Below are 16,340 nucleotides of genomic sequence, written 5' to 3'. Positions count from 1 at the left end.
ACCGGGGAGGGTTTCATGCCCGCACAGCTTCTGAACGTCCTGATCTACGCCGGTATCGTGCTGTTCGCACTGGTGGTGATCGGCATCATCCTAACCCGGCTCTACCGCCGCGCGACCAAGGACGTGGCGCTGATCCGCACCGGCTTCGGCGGCGAGAAGGTGGTGCTCAACGGCGGCATCATGGTCATCCCAGTGCTCCACGAATTGATGCAGGTCCGCCTGACGACCGTGAAGCTGGAGGTGTCGCGCCTTAACAAGGATGCGCTTATCACGCTCGACAAACTGCGTGTCGACGTCGTCGGGCTGTTCCATATCAAGGTGAAACCCGACGCGGAGTCGATCGCCGCCGCTGCACAGACGCTCGGCGATTCGGTCAATAGCCCCGATGCGGTGAAGTCGCTGCTCGACGGCAAGCTCGTCTCCGCGCTGCGATCGGTCGCCGCGACGATGACGATGGAGCACCTCCACGCCAACCGCGCCGACTTCATCCAGAAGGTGCAGGAGGCGCTGATGACCGATCTGGACATGAACGGCTTTCAGCTCGAATCGGTCAGTATCACGCATTTCGATCAGACCGCGTTCGAGCATTTCAACGAGAACAACGCATTCGATGCCGAGGGGCTGACCGTGCTCACGCGGACGATCGAGGAGCGCAAGAAGATCCGCAACGACATCGTCGCCACCAACCGCGTCGAGATCGAGCAGCGTAACCTCGACGCCAACAACCAGTCGCTCGAAATCGCGCAGGCCGCGGAACAGGCCCGGCTGACGCAGGAGCAGACGCTGTCCGCCCGTCGCGCCGAGCAGGCGACCGCGATCGCCACCGCCGAAGCCGAGCAGACCCGTCTCGCCGAGATCGCCCGCATCACCGCCAGCCAGGCGCAGACCGTCGCGCAGACCGAAGCCGACAAGGTGATCCAGACCGCGACGATCGCCCGCGACGGCGCGATCCAGACCGCAACGATCGAGCGCGACCGCACCATCGAGATCGCTCGCATCACGACGGCTGTGCAGACCGCGCAGAAGTCCGAAGAGGAATCGACCGCGACCGCCGCCGCCAACGAGGCCCGCGCGCTCGCCGTCCGCGCCGAGGAAAGCGTCGCCACCGCCAAGGCGACCGAAATCGCCAACCGCAACAAGAACGTCGCCGTGATCGCCGCCACCCAGCGCGCGCAGGAAGAGGCCGTCGGCATAACCGTCGCCGCGACCGCCGAGAAGGAAGCGGCAGAGGCTCGCGCGAGCGCCCTGCGCACCGAAGCGACTGCCGAAGCCGACGCCGAAAAGGCGCGTGCCGAAGGGCGCGAGGCGGCGTTCAAGGTCGACGCCGCAGGTCAGGCATCGCTCAACGAGGCGACCAACCTGTTGAGCGATGCGCAGACGGCGTTGCTGATCCGGCGCGCGATGCTCGAAGCGCTGCCCGCGATCATCGCTGCCGCGAGCAAGCCGATGGAAAACATCGACAAGATCAGCATTCTCGACGCGCGAGGGCTACACGGCGACGGCGGCAGCGACGGCGCGTCCGGCGGCGGCCAAGGCAACCTCGCCGATGCCGCGGTCGCGGCGGCGATGCGCTACCGCGTCGGCGGCCCGCTCATCGATGGCCTGATGGCGGAACTCGGCATGACCGGCAGTTCGTTGAACGGCATGCTCGCCGGGAGCAGCGCGGATGCGGCGCCAGCCCGAGTCTCCGCCACCGATGCCCACAAACATCCCGCTGCACTCAACGGCGGATTGGGCAACCCGCCGGCCTGATCGGGTAGGTGCGGTCGCAAGATCCTACGAAATCGATCGATGCGCCGCTAGGTTCGGCAATGGATCTGCAAGCACGAGAATTTTTGCGCGAGGCGGCATATTCAATTGGACCGCGCCGCCCTCGCTAACCGCGTTCTTAAGCTATCGCTCGCGGTCAACTACGGTCCACCGAGCGTCGATCACTCGACCTACGGGGCTTCCCGACTAGGGGGCTACCGTTTGATCTTCCCGGTCCGGCTCGCCACCACGACATAGTCTGGTGGTCGAGCGAGCATACTATACGCGCCGTCAAGCGATCCCAAGCGATTGCCTGGCCGCCGGTGAACAATGAGATCGTCGTGACGTGCTCAAAGGACGCTACCGGCTGCTGGCGTTATCGATGGGTGGGACGTCGAAAACTCCGATTCCCACCTCCTGGACACGCCGGCCGTCCTTAGCGAACTGCTAATCGTATCACCGCAGCGAAATGGTTTTCGGCGCTTGTCCGATCGCCACCTGCCGTCCTTCCAAGTGCACCACCCCGGCAATATTCATCGATGGAACGACCAAGGTCGACGTTCCAGTTGCTGCGTCTTGAGCGACATTGGTCTGCTTACCCTTTATCCTGGCGGTGCCAGCACCATCCCAACCGTGGACGGTGATCGCAATGCTCTTCCACCATGGCTTGAACCCACCCTCGGGTTTGGCGAAGTCGATCGACAGGCCGGTCGGCGTGATCGTGCAGCGCACCGTCTGGCGAAAATAGCCGCGGCGGGTGTACGCCAGCGTGCGGCCGTCATCCTCGTAGAGCGTGCCCTGGCAATCCGCGCCGGGATAGACGTCGAGCCGCAGCGGGCCGTTCGGGGTTTCGCTCGTGCTCTGGACCAGGGGCTGGCGGGGCAGGATCGTGCCGGCGCGGACGAACACGGGCAGGCGGTCGAGCCGAGGCGTCTCGGTCACGCGGTCGCCGAGCGTGCGCGCGGTCGGGACTGCCTGCGTTGCGGACTGGATCGGGCCGGCGGCGGCGGGTTCTGGCGTGCCGACGCGCTGGCCGGTCCAGTAATCGTACCAGCCGCCAGCGGGGAGGCAGACGTCGTAGGTCTGCGGCGATTCCGGCTTGGGCGGCGGTGCGATCAGCAGCGACTTGCCGAGCGTGAACGCCATCGACTGGTCGCACGACGCAGTCGTGGCGGCCGGGTAATCGTAGAACACCGGGCGCATGATCGGATCGCCGAACCGCGCATTCTGGTCCGCCAGTGCGTAGAAATACGGCATCAGGCGATAGCGCTCCTCGATGAAGCGGCGGCGGATCGCGAGATGGTCGGGGCCGTCTACCCAGGGCTCGACGCGCGGCGTGCCGGTCGCCGAATGGTTGCGGAACACCGGCGTGAACGCGCCGATCTCGGTCCAGCGGGTGAGGAGATCGGGACTCGGGCCGCCTGCAAAGCCGCTGACGTCGGCGGCGCTGTAGCCGAAGCCCGACAGGCCGAGGTTGATGATCTGCTGCACCGACAGCTTCAGGTGATCCCAGGTCGCGCTGTTGTCGCCGGTCCAGGTGACCGCATAACGCTGCCCGCCGGCATAGCTCGCACGGGTCATCACGAACGGGCGCTCGTCGGGGCGGAGCTTTTGCAGGCCGTCGAACGTCGCGCGCGTGTTGAGCATGCCGTAAACATTGTGCGCCTCGCGGTGATCGGTGATCCGCGCGGCGAAATCGTCGCTGTCGATGCGGTGGCGGGTGTCGAGCGGCATCGTCTTGGTCGGCGTCTCGAAGATCGCCGGCTCGTTCATGTCGTTCCAGAACCCTGCGATCCCGGCATCTAGGAAGCCCTTGTACTGCTGCCCCCACCAGGTCCGCGCGGCGGTCTTGGTGAAGTCGGGGAACACCGACGGGCCGGGCCAGACCGGCGCGACATAGGGGCTGCCATCGGCGTTCTTGATGAACGCGTCGGCCTTCATCCCGCTCTGGTAGGGCGCATAGCCCTGCTCGACCGCGGCGATGTGAAGATCGGTGATCGCGACCAGCTTGATCCCGTCAGCCTTCATCTCGCTGGCGAGCTTGGGCAGGTCGGGGAAGGTCTTGGCGTCGGTGGTGAAGGGGCGGTTGCGATCCTGATAGCCGATGTCGAGCCAGATCACGTCGGTCGGCACGCGATCGCTGCGCAGGCGGGTGGCGATCTGGCGGACCTCGTCGGCGCTACCATAGCTGTAGCGCGACTGTTGGTAGCCGAGCGCCCATTTCGGTGCGAGCGGGGCGTGGCCGGTCAGGTCGGCATAGCGGCGCGTGACCTCCGCCATCGATGGCCCGGCGATGAAGTAATAGTCGATCGGGCCGTCGGGGCCGCCGAACGAGAGCGTCTCGGCATCGCGGTGGCCGAAATCGAACCAGGTGCGGAACGTGTTGTCGAGCAGGATGCCGTAGCTGCCGCCAGCACCGCCGGTGCCGATAAAGAAGGGTATCGACTTGTAGATCGGATCGTCCGCGCTGCTGAACCCGAACGCGTCGGTGTTCCAGTCGACAAAGCCGTGGCCGCGCCGGTCGAGTCCCTGCGTCTTGTCGCCCAAGCCGTAGAAATGCTCGCTGATCGGCAGCGTCTTCGAGATCGTGAACGCCTTGCCGTCGGTCGTGACGGGGGCGGCATCGGCAGAGATGATCTTGCCGTCGAGCGTCTCGAAGGTGATCGCGCCGCCGGCCCCGATGCGGACGCGGACGCTGGCGGTAGTGAAGCCGTCGGGGGCTGCGTTCACCTTGGCGGTTTGCTTGCGGGTCGCCGCCGTCACCGCCCAGCTCGCATCCTCGGCGAACGCGCCGTTCTTGGCGACGCGCACGCGGACGAGGCCGTCGGTTATCGCGGTGATCCGCATGGTCGTCGCGCCCGCACGAACCTCGACGCCATCATTGCGCGGGGTGAGCGTGGGGGCGGCGAGCGTGGTCGTCTGCGCCTGGACGGGCACGCGGCACAGGCCAGCGGTGGCGGCGAGCAGGAGGGCGATGCGTTTCATATTTGATCCTTGTGGTCCGCGGCGGCGCGGAGGCGAGAGGCGTGCGACCCGAAGTTCGATGCGCAACGGGTCAGGAAATTGTCGATCTTCGGCAGGTCGATGGGATCGATATCGGCGCCGGGCGGGATCAGCCGCGCGGCGTCGGGAAAAGTGCCGTAGCCAGCGAACAGGCAGTGCCAGCTGATCGCCGAATAATAGCGACCGAGCCCGGCGCGATCGATCGCCGCGACCATGTCCGCGCCGGTGAACCAAGTCGACATCAGCATCTTGAGATCACCGGACAGGGCGTCCACGCCGCGCGCTTCCGCCCAATAGCCGGTCGGATCGTCGTGGCGCTGGTTCAGCCGGTAGTGCGCGACGATGTAGTCGCGGACGCCGTCGTAGCGCGCTGCGATGCGCGTGTTGAACGCGGTGCGGACGGCGTCGGTCGCGCCGCCTCCGTCAATCCCGTCGAGGAACGCTTCAACGGTGGCAATGACGAGATGCAGTGCGGTCGCTTCGAGCGGCTCGAGGAAGCCTTGTGACAGCCCGACCGCGAGTGCGTTGTGCGACCAGCTGTCGCGAACGCGGCCGACGCGCATCTTGAGGTGGCGCGCTTCGCCGGCCTCGGCGCTGATGTTTGTGTGCAACTCCGCTTCGGCCTGTGCTTCGGTCAGGTGGCGACTGGAGTAGACGTAGCCGTTGCCGTTTCGGCTGGTCAGCGGGATGTGCCACGCCCAGCCAGCCGACAACGCGGTCGCGCGCGTCTGGCTGGGGATCGGCGTGCCGGGGGTACGCGCGGTCGGCATCACTACCGCGCGGTCATTGAACAGTGCGTCGGCATAGCTGACGAACGGCACGTCCAGCGCACTGAAGATCGTGCTCCGGAACCCGCTAGCGTCGATGAAGAAGTCGCCGGCGATACGCTCGCCATCGGTATCGATCAGTGCGGTGATTTCGCCGGTCGAGGCACGCTCGACGCTGGCGATCCGGCGCTGGAGATGGACGACGCCTAGCATCTCGGTCGCATGCGTGGCGAGGAACGCACCGACCTTGTACGCGTCGAAGTGATAGCCGTAGCTGACCTCGAACGGGAAGTTTGCGGCGGGCTGCGGAGCGCAGTTCGTAGCGGCGAGCCGGGCGGGGAGCAGGAACTGGTCGGGGTGCGCGTCGACATCGCGACCGGTGCGGCGTGCCCGCGTGTTGTAGAAGAATTGCGGTGCGGTGTGGCCGTCGAGCGCGGTGGGGAAGGGGTGGAAATAGCGTTCGTACCCGGCGCGGTCGGACCAGCCTTCGAAGCCGATCCCGAGCTTGTAGGTCGCGTCGCACGCCGGCATCCAGTGGGCTTCGGCAATGCCGAGCGTGTCGAAGAAGTGTTTCAACTGCGGTGTCGATCCTTCACCGACGCCAACGATGCCGATCTCCGGGCTTTCGACCAACGTCACGCGGACGCTGCGATCCCGCCAGCGATGCGCGATCAGGCACGCAGTCATCCACCCGGCGGTGCCCCCGCCGAGGATGACGATGTGGTGGTCGAGCCCGTCGATCACCGCTGCAGCACCAGCCCGGACAGCGGCGGCAGCGTCGTCGTGTCGGCGCCATCGGTCGCGAACAGCATGTCGCCATCGGTGGCGATGCCGGTAGGCCAATCACGTGCGTCGTCGCCGAGATTGAACACGCAGAGCAGCGTCTCGTCGCCGGACTCCCGCTCGAACGCGATCACCGCATCGTCGCTGTGCACGATCCGCAGGCTCCCCAGCCGTAACGCCGGATGCGCCTTACGCGCAGCGATCAGCGCCCGCGTCCAATGCAGCAGCGACGTCGCGTCCGCCTCCTGCGCGTCGACCGCGATCGCGCGGTGATCCTCACCGAACGGCAGCCAAGGCTCGGTGCTGCCGAACCCGAGATCGGGCGCCGCGCCGATCCACGGCATCGGCGTACGCGCGCCGTCTCGGGACAGCGTCAGCGGCCAGTTCGCGATCGCTTCCGGGTCGAGCAGGTCGTCGAACGCGATGTCGACCTGCGTCAGGCCTAGCTCCTCGCCTTGGTACAGGAAGATGTTACCGCGCAACGCGACGAGCAGCAGGATCTTCATCCGCGCAAACGCCTCGCGCTGGTCGGACGTGGTCCAGCGCGACACCGCGCGCGGCGCGTCGTGGTTCTCGAACGCCCAGCTCGGCCAGCCGAGGCCAGGCGTATCGGGCCAGTTGCCGACCGCATCGACGATCAGCTCGGGCGTGAGCCGGTCCGCGTACAGGAAGTCGAAGCCGTACGCGCTGTTGAGCCGGCCATTTCCGCCGGTGAACAGCTTCATCTCGCGGTCGCTGTCGTCGCCGCCGACTTCGGCGACGGTGAACCCGGCGCCATATTCGTCGAGCAGCGCGCGGATCCGCTCGATGAACCCGACGATGTCCGGATGGCTCTGGTTGTGCAGCTTCTGCTGGAAATCGAACGACCGGGTGCGCGCGCGATTGGTCGCGGGTGCAGGCGGATTGTCGGTGAGCGCCGGGTCGTGCATCGCGAAGTTGATCGCATCTAAACGGAAGCCGTCGACGCCGCGATCGAGCCAGAACCGCGCGGTCGCGATCAGCTCGTCCTGCACCGCGGGGTTATGCCCGTTGAGCTGCGGCTGGTCCTTCAGGAAATTGTGCATGTAATATTGCCCGCGCCTGGCATCCCAGGTCCAGGCGGGGCCACCGAACACCGACTGCCAGTTCGACGGCGGTGTGCCATCGGACTTGGCATCCGCCCAGACATACCAGTCGGCCTTGTCGCCGCTGCGCGAGGCGCGGCTCTGGCGGAACCAGTCATGTTCCTCCGAGGTGTGCGAATAGACCTGATCGATGATGATCTTGAGGCCGAGCGCATGCGCGCGCGCGATCAGCGCGTCGAAATCGGCGAGCGTGCCGAAGATCGGATCGACGTCGCGGTAATCCGACACGTCATAGCCGAAATCTGCCATCGGCGAGGTGAAGAACGGCGACAGCCAAACCGCATCGACGCCCAGGCTGGCGACATAATCCAGGTGCGCGGTGATACCCGGCAGGTCGCCGATCCCGTCGTCGTTCGAGTCCGCGAAACTGCGTGGGTAGATCTGGTAGATCGTCGCACCTTTCCACCATGGGCGGTCGGCGGCAGCGTCAGGCATTCGTACAGGCATCAACGGGTCTCCGCGGCGCAGACGGCATAGCCGAACGCGGGCAGGGTTAGTGTGACACTGCCGGGGGCAGCAGCGCGAGGCGCGCATGTGCCGGCGAGCGTAGTGAAGCGGGTGGAGCCGGTCTCTACCTGCACCGCCTGGGTGATCGGCTTGTCCGAGGTGTTGAACGCGAGCAGGGTTTCCGCACCCGTCGTCGGATCGAAGCGTGAAACCGCGAGCAGGCCCGGTGTCTCGCTTCGGCTGCGGATGACCGTTCGACCCCGCGTGAGAGCTGGATGCCCAACGCGAACCTTCGCCAGCACGGCGATCTCGCGGAACAGCGGATTGGTCTCGCCGAAGCTTTCGGTGGCGGTCGTCTTGGTCGTGCCGAGCAGGCGGTTGTCGTTGTAGATCGCGACCTTCGACGCAAACATGTCCTCGCGCGCGTCCTGGTCGTTGCCGTCGCCGACGAAGCCCTGTTCGTCGCCCGAATAGATCGTCGGCACGCCGCGCAAGGTCAGCAGCATCGCGTTCGACAGCAGGACGCGCTTCAGCACCTCATCGTCGGACGCCTGCGGGAATGCCTTCCGCACGTAGGTGGCGAAGCGGCCGTCGTCGTGATTGCCGGTAAAGGTCGGCAGGATCGCCGCGGTGTCGGCGCCCTTCGCATACAGCACGTCGCCGTCGAACAGCGCCTCGAACGCATCGGTGCCGCGTGTGCCCGCGACCGTCTCGACCACCGCCTGGCGGAACGCGAAGTCGAGCACCGCGGGCAGCTTGTCGACGATCGTGTGCTGCGCGAGCACCGCGGGGCGGACCTCGTGATCGGAGACTTCGCCGAAGATGTGGAAGTTCGGGATGCCGTTCGCCTGCGCCCGCGTCAGCATCGCCGGCACGAACTGCGCCCAGAATTCCGGGTTCACGTGGCGCGCGGTATCGATGCGGAAGCCGTCGACTTTGAACCGGTCGATCCACGAACCGAAGATGTCGATCATGCCCGACACGACGCGCGGGTTCTCCGTCATCACGTCGTCGAGCCCCGAGAAATCGCCCATCGTCGAGCTCTCGTTCATGAACGTGGTGTCGCCGCGATTATGGTAATAGATCGGGTCGTTGAGCCACGCCGGCACCTTCACATTGCGCTCGGCCGCCGGCACGTAAGGCGTGTACGCATAGGTCGTGTCGGTCAGCTTGGCGAAGTTCGCCGCGGTCTGCACGCCGTCACCGACGAACCCCGGATTGATCGCCTTGCCGCCGACACCGCCCTTGCGCTGGTACGGATACGTCGCGCGGTCGCGGTACGGGCAGGGCAGGCCGACCGCGCATTCGCGGTACTGGATCACGTCGGCGGTGTGGTTGATGATAATGTCCATATACACCTTCATCCCGCGCTTGTGGGCGGCGTCGACGAAGGCGGTCATGTCGGCGTTGGTGCCGAGATGCGGGTCGACCTGCGTGAAGTCGGTGATCCAGTATCCGTGATAGCCCGCGGACTCGTGGCCAGGCGAACCCTGCACCGCCTTGTTCTTGAAGATCGGCCCGAGCCAGATCGCGGTCGCGCCGAGATGCTGGATATAGTCGAGCCGCTTGGTCAGGCCCTTCAGGTCGCCGCCGTGATAGAAGCCCTTCGCGGTCGGATCATAGCCGGTCTTCAATCGATCGCCGGCAATCCCGCCGCGATCGTTGCTCGGGTCGGCATTCTCGAACCGGTCGGGCAGGACGAAATAGATGACCTCGTCCTGTGGCGCGCGCGCGCGGTAGTCGGCGGGCGGCACGGCCGCCGCGCCCGATAGCGCGAGCAGGATGGCGGCGGTGATGCTCATGCGCCGAGCCCTGCCGGTGACGCACAATGCTGCGCGACGAACGCCGCGTGGTCCTGCATCTGGCCCGCTTCGCGCGCGTTCAGCTTGTCGATCGTGTCCATGAATTCCCCCAGGTCGCTCGTCGATATCGCGTCGGCCAGCGGGTGGTGGCCCGCCGGCATGATGCCTTGTCCTGCCAGCACCTGAAGCCAGCCGACTTCGGTGAACAGCTCCTCATGCTCGCGGACGATGTGTCCGTTGCCGCGCCACAGGTCGATCTTCGCGGCGAGGGTGTCGGGGATGGCCATGTCGCGGCACTGGCGCCAGAACGGCGTGTCGTCGCGCGCCGTCGCCTTGTAGTGGAGGATGATGAAGTCGCGGATGCGTTCGTATTCGAAGTCGCTCTGCCGGTTGAACTCGGTGCGGTCGGCGTCGGCGATGACGCGGCCCGGCAGCAGCTTGAGCAACCGCGAGATCGCCGACTGGATCAGGTGGATGCTGGTCGACTCGAGCGGTTCCATGAACCCGGCGGCGAGTCCGAGCGCGACGACGTTGCGGTTCCACATCCGCTTGCGACGGCCGGTGCGGAACGCGATCGTCCGCGGATGGGCCATCGCCGGCGTGTCGAGCCCGGCGAGCAGCGTCGCGGTCGCCTCGTCCTCGCTCATGTGCGCGCTGCTGAAGACAACGCCATTGCCGGTACGATGCTGCAACGGGATCCGCCACTGCCAGCCGGCGGCATGTGCGGTCGAGCGCGTGTACGGCGTGAACTTTTCGCTGCGCGCCGACGGCACCGAGATCGCGCGGTCGCATGGCAGCCAGTGCGTCCAGTCCTCGTACCCGGTGCCGAGCGCCTCCTCGATCAGCAGCCCGCGAAACCCGGTACAATCAATATAGAGGTCGGCGGCGACGGTCGTGCCGTTCTCCAGTACGAGCCCGGCGACATCCCCGCTTTCGCCGTCGCGCGTCACGCGGACGATCTTGCCCTCGATCCGGTTGACGCCGCGCGTCTCGGAATAGCGCCGCAGGTAGCGCGCATAGAGCGCCGCATCAAAATGATAGGCGTACGGCATCGACGGCAGCGTGCGCGCGGTACGGGCAGGGCCACGCTGCATCCGCTCGGCAAGCGCCGCATGCGTGTTGAGCGAATAGGCGCCGAGATCGCCGGCCAGCCCGAGCGACCGCGCGCGCAGCCAATATTGGTGAAACGGTAACAGGCCGACGTCGCGACCGACATCGCCGAACGCATGCATGTAGCGATGGCCCGGTTTGAACCAGTCGACGAACTCGATGCCGAGCTTGAACGTGCCGCCGGTCGCGCGGAGGAACGCGTCCTCGTCGAGACCGAGTGCGTCGTTGAACAAATGAATCTGCGGGATCGTCGCCTCGCCCACCCCGACCGTGCCGATATCGTCGGACTCGATCAGGTCGATCTCGTATCCCGTCTCCAGGAACCGAGCGAAGGTCGCCGCTGCCATCCAGCCGGCTGTACCGCCACCGGCGATCACGATACGCAAAGGGTGATTGGCCATTGTCCGCGTCCCCGCTTCGAAACCGTCAGGTGCCGCCACTGCGGGGCAAATGCGGGGCGGCGTCAACCGCCCCGCCATCGACATCAGAACTTATAGGTGATGCCGACATAGTAATCGCGGCCATAGCGCTGATAGTCGATCACCTGGCGCGGATCGTCGTTCTGGTAGGTTACGAATGGCCGGTCGGTCAGGTTCTTCGCCTGCGCCAGGATCGCGAAGTTCGCGAGCGGACCGCTCTGGAACTCATACCCGATCTGCGCATCCAGAATGCCCTCCGATCGCGCCGTGCGATAGGTCGGGTTGGCGGACAGGCCGGCGACTTCGGCGAGGAAACTGGAGCGGTAGCGATAGTTCGCGCGCGCCTGGAAGCCCCATTTCTCGAAGTAGATCGTGCCGCTGCCGGTCCACTTGGACAGGCCGGGCAGGGTGATCGCCTCGGTCGGGTTGCTGCCATACTTGATCGTCGACTGCGTGTAGTTGCCGCTCGCGAAAATGCCGAAGCCGTCGAGCGCGGACGTGATCGCCTTGAACGGCAGCGACACCGTACCCTCGACGCCCAGCACTTCGCCGCGACCGGTATTGGCGGGCGACGACACGTTGCCGATCGTCTGGCCCGCCGCGATCACCTGTGCCTGCTGCGCCGCGGTCAGCGCCGGCAGCAACGCCGAGAAGTCGTACGGCAGCGAGTTGTTCGGATCGACGAAGTCGGTCAGGTGCTTGAAATACCCCGACAGCGCGACATAGCCGCCCCCGTTGAAATACTTCTCGAACGACAGATCGATGTTGGTCGACTGGTACGGCTTCAGATTGACGTTGCCACCGGTCGACGTGAACACCGGGAACAGCCCGGCTGGCGTCTGGCCGATATTGGTCAGGTTGATCGCGACGTCCTGCGTGACGCGCTCCTGGTCGAGACGCGGACGGACCATCGTCTGCGAGGCGCCGACCTTGACGAAGCCCAGCGGGATCAGTTCGACCGACATCGTCGCCGAGGGCAGGAAGTTGGTGTATTTCAGCGACTGCTTCACCGGTGCGATCGTCACCGCGCCGCCGACGACGCTGGCGATCTGGCCGGTCGAGCTCTGGTCCGAATGCACCACCTGCGCGCCGATCGAGCCCTTGAGCGGCTTGTCGCCGACCAGGCCGTCGATCGTGACCTTGGCATAGCCGGTCCACACCTTCTCGAGCACGACATTGTCGCGCACCAGCGCGGAGGGACGACCATCGAACGCCGCATTGAGCGAATTATTGTAGAGATACAGCGGATCGAGCGTCAGCATCTGCGGGATGCCGAGGTAATCCAGTGCCACGTTCGACCCGAGAAGCGCTTCGCTCGGCACGTTGCCGCTCAGCGGCGAACCGCTCGCCACGGTGCAGTTCGTGCCGCCGCCGGTCGGGCAGAGGAAATAGGACGTGTACGCGCTGGTCTTCTTGCGCTGGCTGTAGTTGCCGCCCGCTTCCCAGCCCTTGACGACGCTGTCCGAGAACTCGCCGTTCAGGCTCGCGCGGAGCGACTTCAGATCGTCCTTGAAGCTCGGCCGGTTGAGGAAGCCCGACTGGACGACCTGCTGCGTGCCGTTGTTGCCCCACCCTTGCGGATCGGTCAGCTTGAAGATGTTGGTGTTGGTGTAATCGAGCGTCGGCGAGAAGGTGTAGGTGCCGTTGCCGTTCTGCTTGACGGTGACGGTGTCGGCGACGCCGCTCTTGGCGAAGCCGGTGCCAGTGTTGGTCTCCAGCAGGAAGTCGGTGCGCTTCGCACGGCTCCAGCTCGCGTCGACGTTCAGGTGAACCGACTCGGTCAGCTTGAGATCGTTGTTCCAGCCGAGCGAGAAATTGTCCGCCTTGCGCTGGTTATAGTCGTTGCGCTGCACCGCGAAGACGTTGCCGAACGTCGCGCTGGTCGCGAAGCCGTCGGCGACGGTCACCCCGGTCGCGGTCGTGCCGCCAGCCGTACCGGCGCTCGCGAGCTGCCCTGCGAGCGGGAATTCGATGCCGCGCAGGATCTGCGTTTCCTGGAAATGCGAATACAGCGCGTCGAACGTCGAATGGAAGCTGTCCGACGGCTGCCACTCGATCGTCGCGACGCCGCCATAGCGCTTCAACTCGTTCGACTGGACATAGGGCTTGGCGCCGTTGAGCAGGAACGGGCTGGCCGCGGTGCCGGCGCCGCTATAGCCCCACGCGTTGTAGCGCTCATCCTGCGACGGCGTCTGAGTCGCCGACACGCCGATCGCGATGCCGAGCGTGTCGTTGGCGAACTTGTCGACATAGGTCGCCGACGCGCGATAGCCGTAGCGATCGCCATCCGGGTTGAGCTTGTCGATGCCGTTCATCTGCGCGCGCGCGCTGACCGCGATGATGCGGTGCGCCTGGTCGAGCGGTCGCAGCATACGCAGGTCGACCGTACCGGCGACGCCCGCGGCAATCAGCGAGGCATCAGCCGACTTGTAGACGTTGACGGTCTTGAAGAATTCTGACGGATACTGGTCGAACTCGACGCCGCGGTTGTCGCCGGTCGTCACCTGTTCGCGGCCGTTGAGCAGCGTGGTCGAGAAATCGGGACCGAGGCCGCGGATCGACAGGCGTTGGTCGCGACCTTCGAGGCGCTGTGCGGTGACACCGGGCAGGCGAGCGAGCGAGTCGGCGATCGACACGTCGGGCAGCTTGCCGACGTCTTCGGCCGAGATCGAGTCGACGATCAGGACCGACTGGCGCTTGATCTTGGCGGAGGATTCCAGGCCGGCGCGGATACCGGTGACGACGATCTCGTCACCGCCAGCGGCATCGGCCTGGGCTGTGGGTGGCACGGCATCGGCGGGTTGCGGCGTCGGCGCGGCGACGGTCGGCACCGCGTCGATCTGCGCGGGTGCGGTCGGATTGGCATTCGCGGTACCGGGCGTCGCTTGCGCGAACGCAGCCTGGCCCGGCAGCATCAGGGCAGCGGCAAGCGCGGTCGCGCTGACGTGCAGCGCCAGGCGGCCATGCGCGGAAATGCCGGACGCGACGCGCAGGCGGCACGGAATAGACTGGCTCATGAAATCCCCTTCAGGCGAGAATAATCCCGCGCATCCTCAATTGCTTGTTTTGGTATCCCCGACGTCGTGCTGACGCGTCGGGTGTCGCAACACGGCTATATTTCGGGTGGGGGCGTTGCAAAAGGGACGGGCATACGTATTCACTGTTTCATGCAAACCGTGTCTCTTCAGGACCACGGCCGCCCACAGTGGCGTCGGCAAGGGCGCTGACGATGGGTCGGCGTCCGACATCGTTCGACATCGCGCAATTGGCCGGCGTGTCGCAGCCGACCGTGTCGCGGGCGTTGCGCGGATCGAAGTCGGTCAACGCGCAGACCCGCCAGCGGATCGAAGCGATCGCGCGCAGCCTGCATTACGCGGTCGACAAGCATGCCTCGTCGCTGCGCAGTCAGTCGGCGAACACGCTGGCGCTGCTGTTCTTCGAGGAACCCGCCGAGGACGAGTCGACGATCAACCCGTTCTTCCTGTCGATGCTGGGCTCGATCACGCACGCTTGTGCCCGCGCCGGCTACGATTTGCTGATCTCGTTCCAGCAATTGTCGGGCGACTGGCACGTCGATTACCAGGACAGCCGCAAGGCGGACGGTATCATCCTGCTCGGTTACGGCGATTACGAGGCCTATCGCGCGCGCCTCGATCACCTCACCGAACAAGGAACCAAGGTGGTGCGCTGGGGAGCAGTCGGTACGGGGCCTGCCGGGATCACGGTCGGGTCGGACAATCGCGGCGGCGGCGAGGCGGCGACCGCGCACTTGATCGCGCGCGGCCGGCGGCGGATCGCGTTCCTGGGCGCGGCGGACGGGCGGTATCCCGAACTGGAGGACCGGTATCGGGGATATCTCGACGCGTTGGCGGCTGCGGGGCTGACGGCAGACGACGCATTGCAGATCGATGCGATCACCACCGAAGACGCCGGACGGGACGCGATCGGCGAACTCGCGCGACGCGGCGCCGACTATGACGCGATCTTTGCAGCGAGCGACAGCATCGCAATCGGTGCGATGCGCGCGCTGGCGGCTGCGGGGCGATCGATCCCGGACGACGTCGCGATCGTCGGCTTCGACGATATCGCCTCGGCGCAACTCACCAACCCGCCACTGACGACCGTGACGCAGGACGCGCGCCGGGCAGGGGAGGCGCTGGTTCGAACATTGCTGGCGAAACTGCGCGGCGAAGTCTCCGACGACCTGCCCTTGCCGACCCGCCTGGTGATCCGCGCGAGCAGCGGGGCATAGCCCAACACGATCCTCCCCCGCCAGGGGGAGGTGGCAGGCGTCAGCCTGACGGAGGGGGCGGCATAAGCAACCGCTGTTGTCCAACCTGCCCCTCCGCCTCCTGCGGCGCCCCCCCCTGGCGTGTAAGAACGGCCGCTCAGTCGTCGAACAGGAACAGATTGAGCGTCAGCCGCCCGGCTAGCGGGTCCGAACTCAGTACCACCGCAGGCGGCAGATACGCACAGTGCAGCGTATTCCCAGCATAGACGAGCGCCCGGTTGAAACGTGCCGGCTGGACCGCGATGCGTTCGTACAATGCCGTGTCGCCGGCGATGTAGGACGCCTCGGGCATGCCGTGCGCCTGCACGCCCGCTTCCAGTTCCGCCCTGAACCGACCAAGGCGCGACGCATCGACAGTCTCGAACGCCGTGGATCGCTGGCGGTAGAACGCAGTGCCACCCTGTTCGCCGCGCCCCAGGAACAGGAGCACCGCGATTCGCCCCCGCTCGACGCCGTCGAAATGCGGTAACCGCTGGATCGGCGCGAGATCGCCAGGCGCCGTGGTGACGAGCGAATAATAGGCCTCTGATACTGCCGGCGCCGGATCGAGCCCGAAATGCTCCGCCAACAATGGCGCGATCCGGCGTCGCATCGTCTCGGCGAGGCGCGGCGGCACCTCGGCGCGAACGCCGGGATAATGCGGGCCGATCGGCGCCATCCGCAGGCTTGCCGCATCCTCGCGCAGCGCATCCGGATCGGGCCAGAAATCGTCGATCGCGATCAGCGGGCGCTGCTCCTCGCCCTGAAAGTGAAGCGTGGTTTTCGGCGGTTGGGTCATGCAGGCCTTCATGCGGCCGGGCGGCACGGCGGGGCAAGGTATTCGTATGCATAGTTGTTTTGCCGGT

9 protein-coding genes are annotated in these 16,340 nt (G+C 66.0%); 2 read left to right on the top strand and 7 right to left on the bottom strand.

Going from position 1 to position 16,340, the window contains the following annotated elements; all coding sequences use genetic code 11:
• The first annotated feature begins 15 nt into the window (after positions 1–15).
• A complete protein-coding gene (locus ASE82_RS04445) occupies positions 16–1,752 on the top strand; it encodes a flotillin family protein (protein ID WP_056059324.1) in 1,737 nt (578 codons plus the stop codon).
• A gap of 453 nt (positions 1,753–2,205) precedes the next feature.
• Here ASE82_RS04445 and ASE82_RS04440 read toward each other — a convergent pair whose 3' ends face one another.
• The 6 genes from ASE82_RS04440 to ASE82_RS04415 form a co-directional block, all read right to left on the bottom strand.
• On the bottom strand, positions 2,206–4,734 hold the full coding sequence (locus ASE82_RS04440) for a glycoside hydrolase family 31 protein (protein ID WP_082441121.1): 2,529 nt from the start codon (positions 4,732–4,734) through the stop codon (positions 2,206–2,208).
• Positions 4,731–6,263 carry a tryptophan halogenase family protein gene (locus ASE82_RS04435; protein WP_235524568.1) on the bottom strand — a complete coding sequence of 511 codons (1,533 nt, stop codon included), beginning with the start codon at positions 6,261–6,263 and terminating at the stop codon, positions 4,731–4,733. The genes ASE82_RS04440 and ASE82_RS04435 overlap by 4 nt, the downstream gene beginning before the upstream one ends.
• Entirely contained in the window at positions 6,260–7,861 is a 1,602-nt protein-coding gene (locus ASE82_RS04430; RefSeq protein ID WP_056059322.1) for an alpha-amylase family glycosyl hydrolase, read from the bottom strand. Before ASE82_RS04430 ends, ASE82_RS04435 begins: the two co-directional genes overlap by 4 nt.
• 11 nt (positions 7,862–7,872) lie before the next feature.
• Positions 7,873–9,675, bottom strand: a complete 1,803-nt coding sequence (locus ASE82_RS04425; RefSeq protein WP_056059319.1) for an alpha-amylase family glycosyl hydrolase — start codon at positions 9,673–9,675, stop codon at positions 7,873–7,875.
• A complete protein-coding gene (locus ASE82_RS04420; RefSeq protein ID WP_056059316.1) occupies positions 9,672–11,186 on the bottom strand; it encodes a tryptophan halogenase family protein in 1,515 nt (504 codons plus the stop codon). Before ASE82_RS04420 ends, ASE82_RS04425 begins: the two co-directional genes overlap by 4 nt.
• A gap of 83 nt (positions 11,187–11,269) precedes the next feature.
• Entirely contained in the window at positions 11,270–14,221 is a 2,952-nt protein-coding gene (locus ASE82_RS04415) for a TonB-dependent receptor (protein WP_235524567.1), read from the bottom strand.
• Between the two features lie 212 nt (positions 14,222–14,433).
• Between ASE82_RS04415 and ASE82_RS04410 the strand changes: the two genes are divergently transcribed.
• Positions 14,434–15,456 (top strand): LacI family DNA-binding transcriptional regulator, encoded by a 1,023-nt coding sequence (locus ASE82_RS04410; protein WP_200910651.1) that lies wholly within the window; start codon positions 14,434–14,436, stop codon positions 15,454–15,456.
• A gap of 136 nt (positions 15,457–15,592) precedes the next feature.
• Here the strand turns inward: ASE82_RS04410 and ASE82_RS04405 are convergent, their stop codons facing one another.
• Positions 15,593–16,273, bottom strand: a complete 681-nt coding sequence (locus tag ASE82_RS04405; RefSeq protein ID WP_056059681.1) for a DUF6445 family protein — start codon at positions 16,271–16,273, stop codon at positions 15,593–15,595.
• Positions 16,274–16,340: the final 67 nt, after the last annotated feature.

Origin of the sequence: Sphingomonas sp. Leaf230, assembly GCF_001421745.1 — a bacterium.
In the GTDB taxonomy this organism is placed as follows: Bacteria; Pseudomonadota; Alphaproteobacteria; order Sphingomonadales; family Sphingomonadaceae; genus Sphingomonas.
Note: the sequence above shows the minus strand (reverse complement) of the source record. Positions and strands in the feature narration are given on the sequence as shown.

Coding starts and splice junctions, on each gene's coding strand:
- ASE82_RS04420 (WP_056059316.1), bottom strand. CDS start 11,186: ATGGCCAATCACCCTTTGCGTATCGTGATCGCCGGTGGCGGTACAGCC.
- ASE82_RS04445 (WP_056059324.1), top strand. CDS start 16: ATGCCCGCACAGCTTCTGAACGTCCTGATCTACGCCGGTATCGTGCTG.
- ASE82_RS04440 (WP_082441121.1), bottom strand. CDS start 4,734: ATGAAACGCATCGCCCTCCTGCTCGCCGCCACCGCTGGCCTGTGCCGC.
- ASE82_RS04415 (WP_235524567.1), bottom strand. CDS start 14,221: ATGAGCCAGTCTATTCCGTGCCGCCTGCGCGTCGCGTCCGGCATTTCC.
- ASE82_RS04425 (WP_056059319.1), bottom strand. CDS start 9,675: ATGAGCATCACCGCCGCCATCCTGCTCGCGCTATCGGGCGCGGCGGCC.
- ASE82_RS04410 (WP_200910651.1), top strand. CDS start 14,434: ATGGGTCGGCGTCCGACATCGTTCGACATCGCGCAATTGGCCGGCGTG.
- ASE82_RS04430 (WP_056059322.1), bottom strand. CDS start 7,861: ATGCCTGACGCTGCCGCCGACCGCCCATGGTGGAAAGGTGCGACGATC.
- ASE82_RS04405 (WP_056059681.1), bottom strand. CDS start 16,273: ATGACCCAACCGCCGAAAACCACGCTTCACTTTCAGGGCGAGGAGCAG.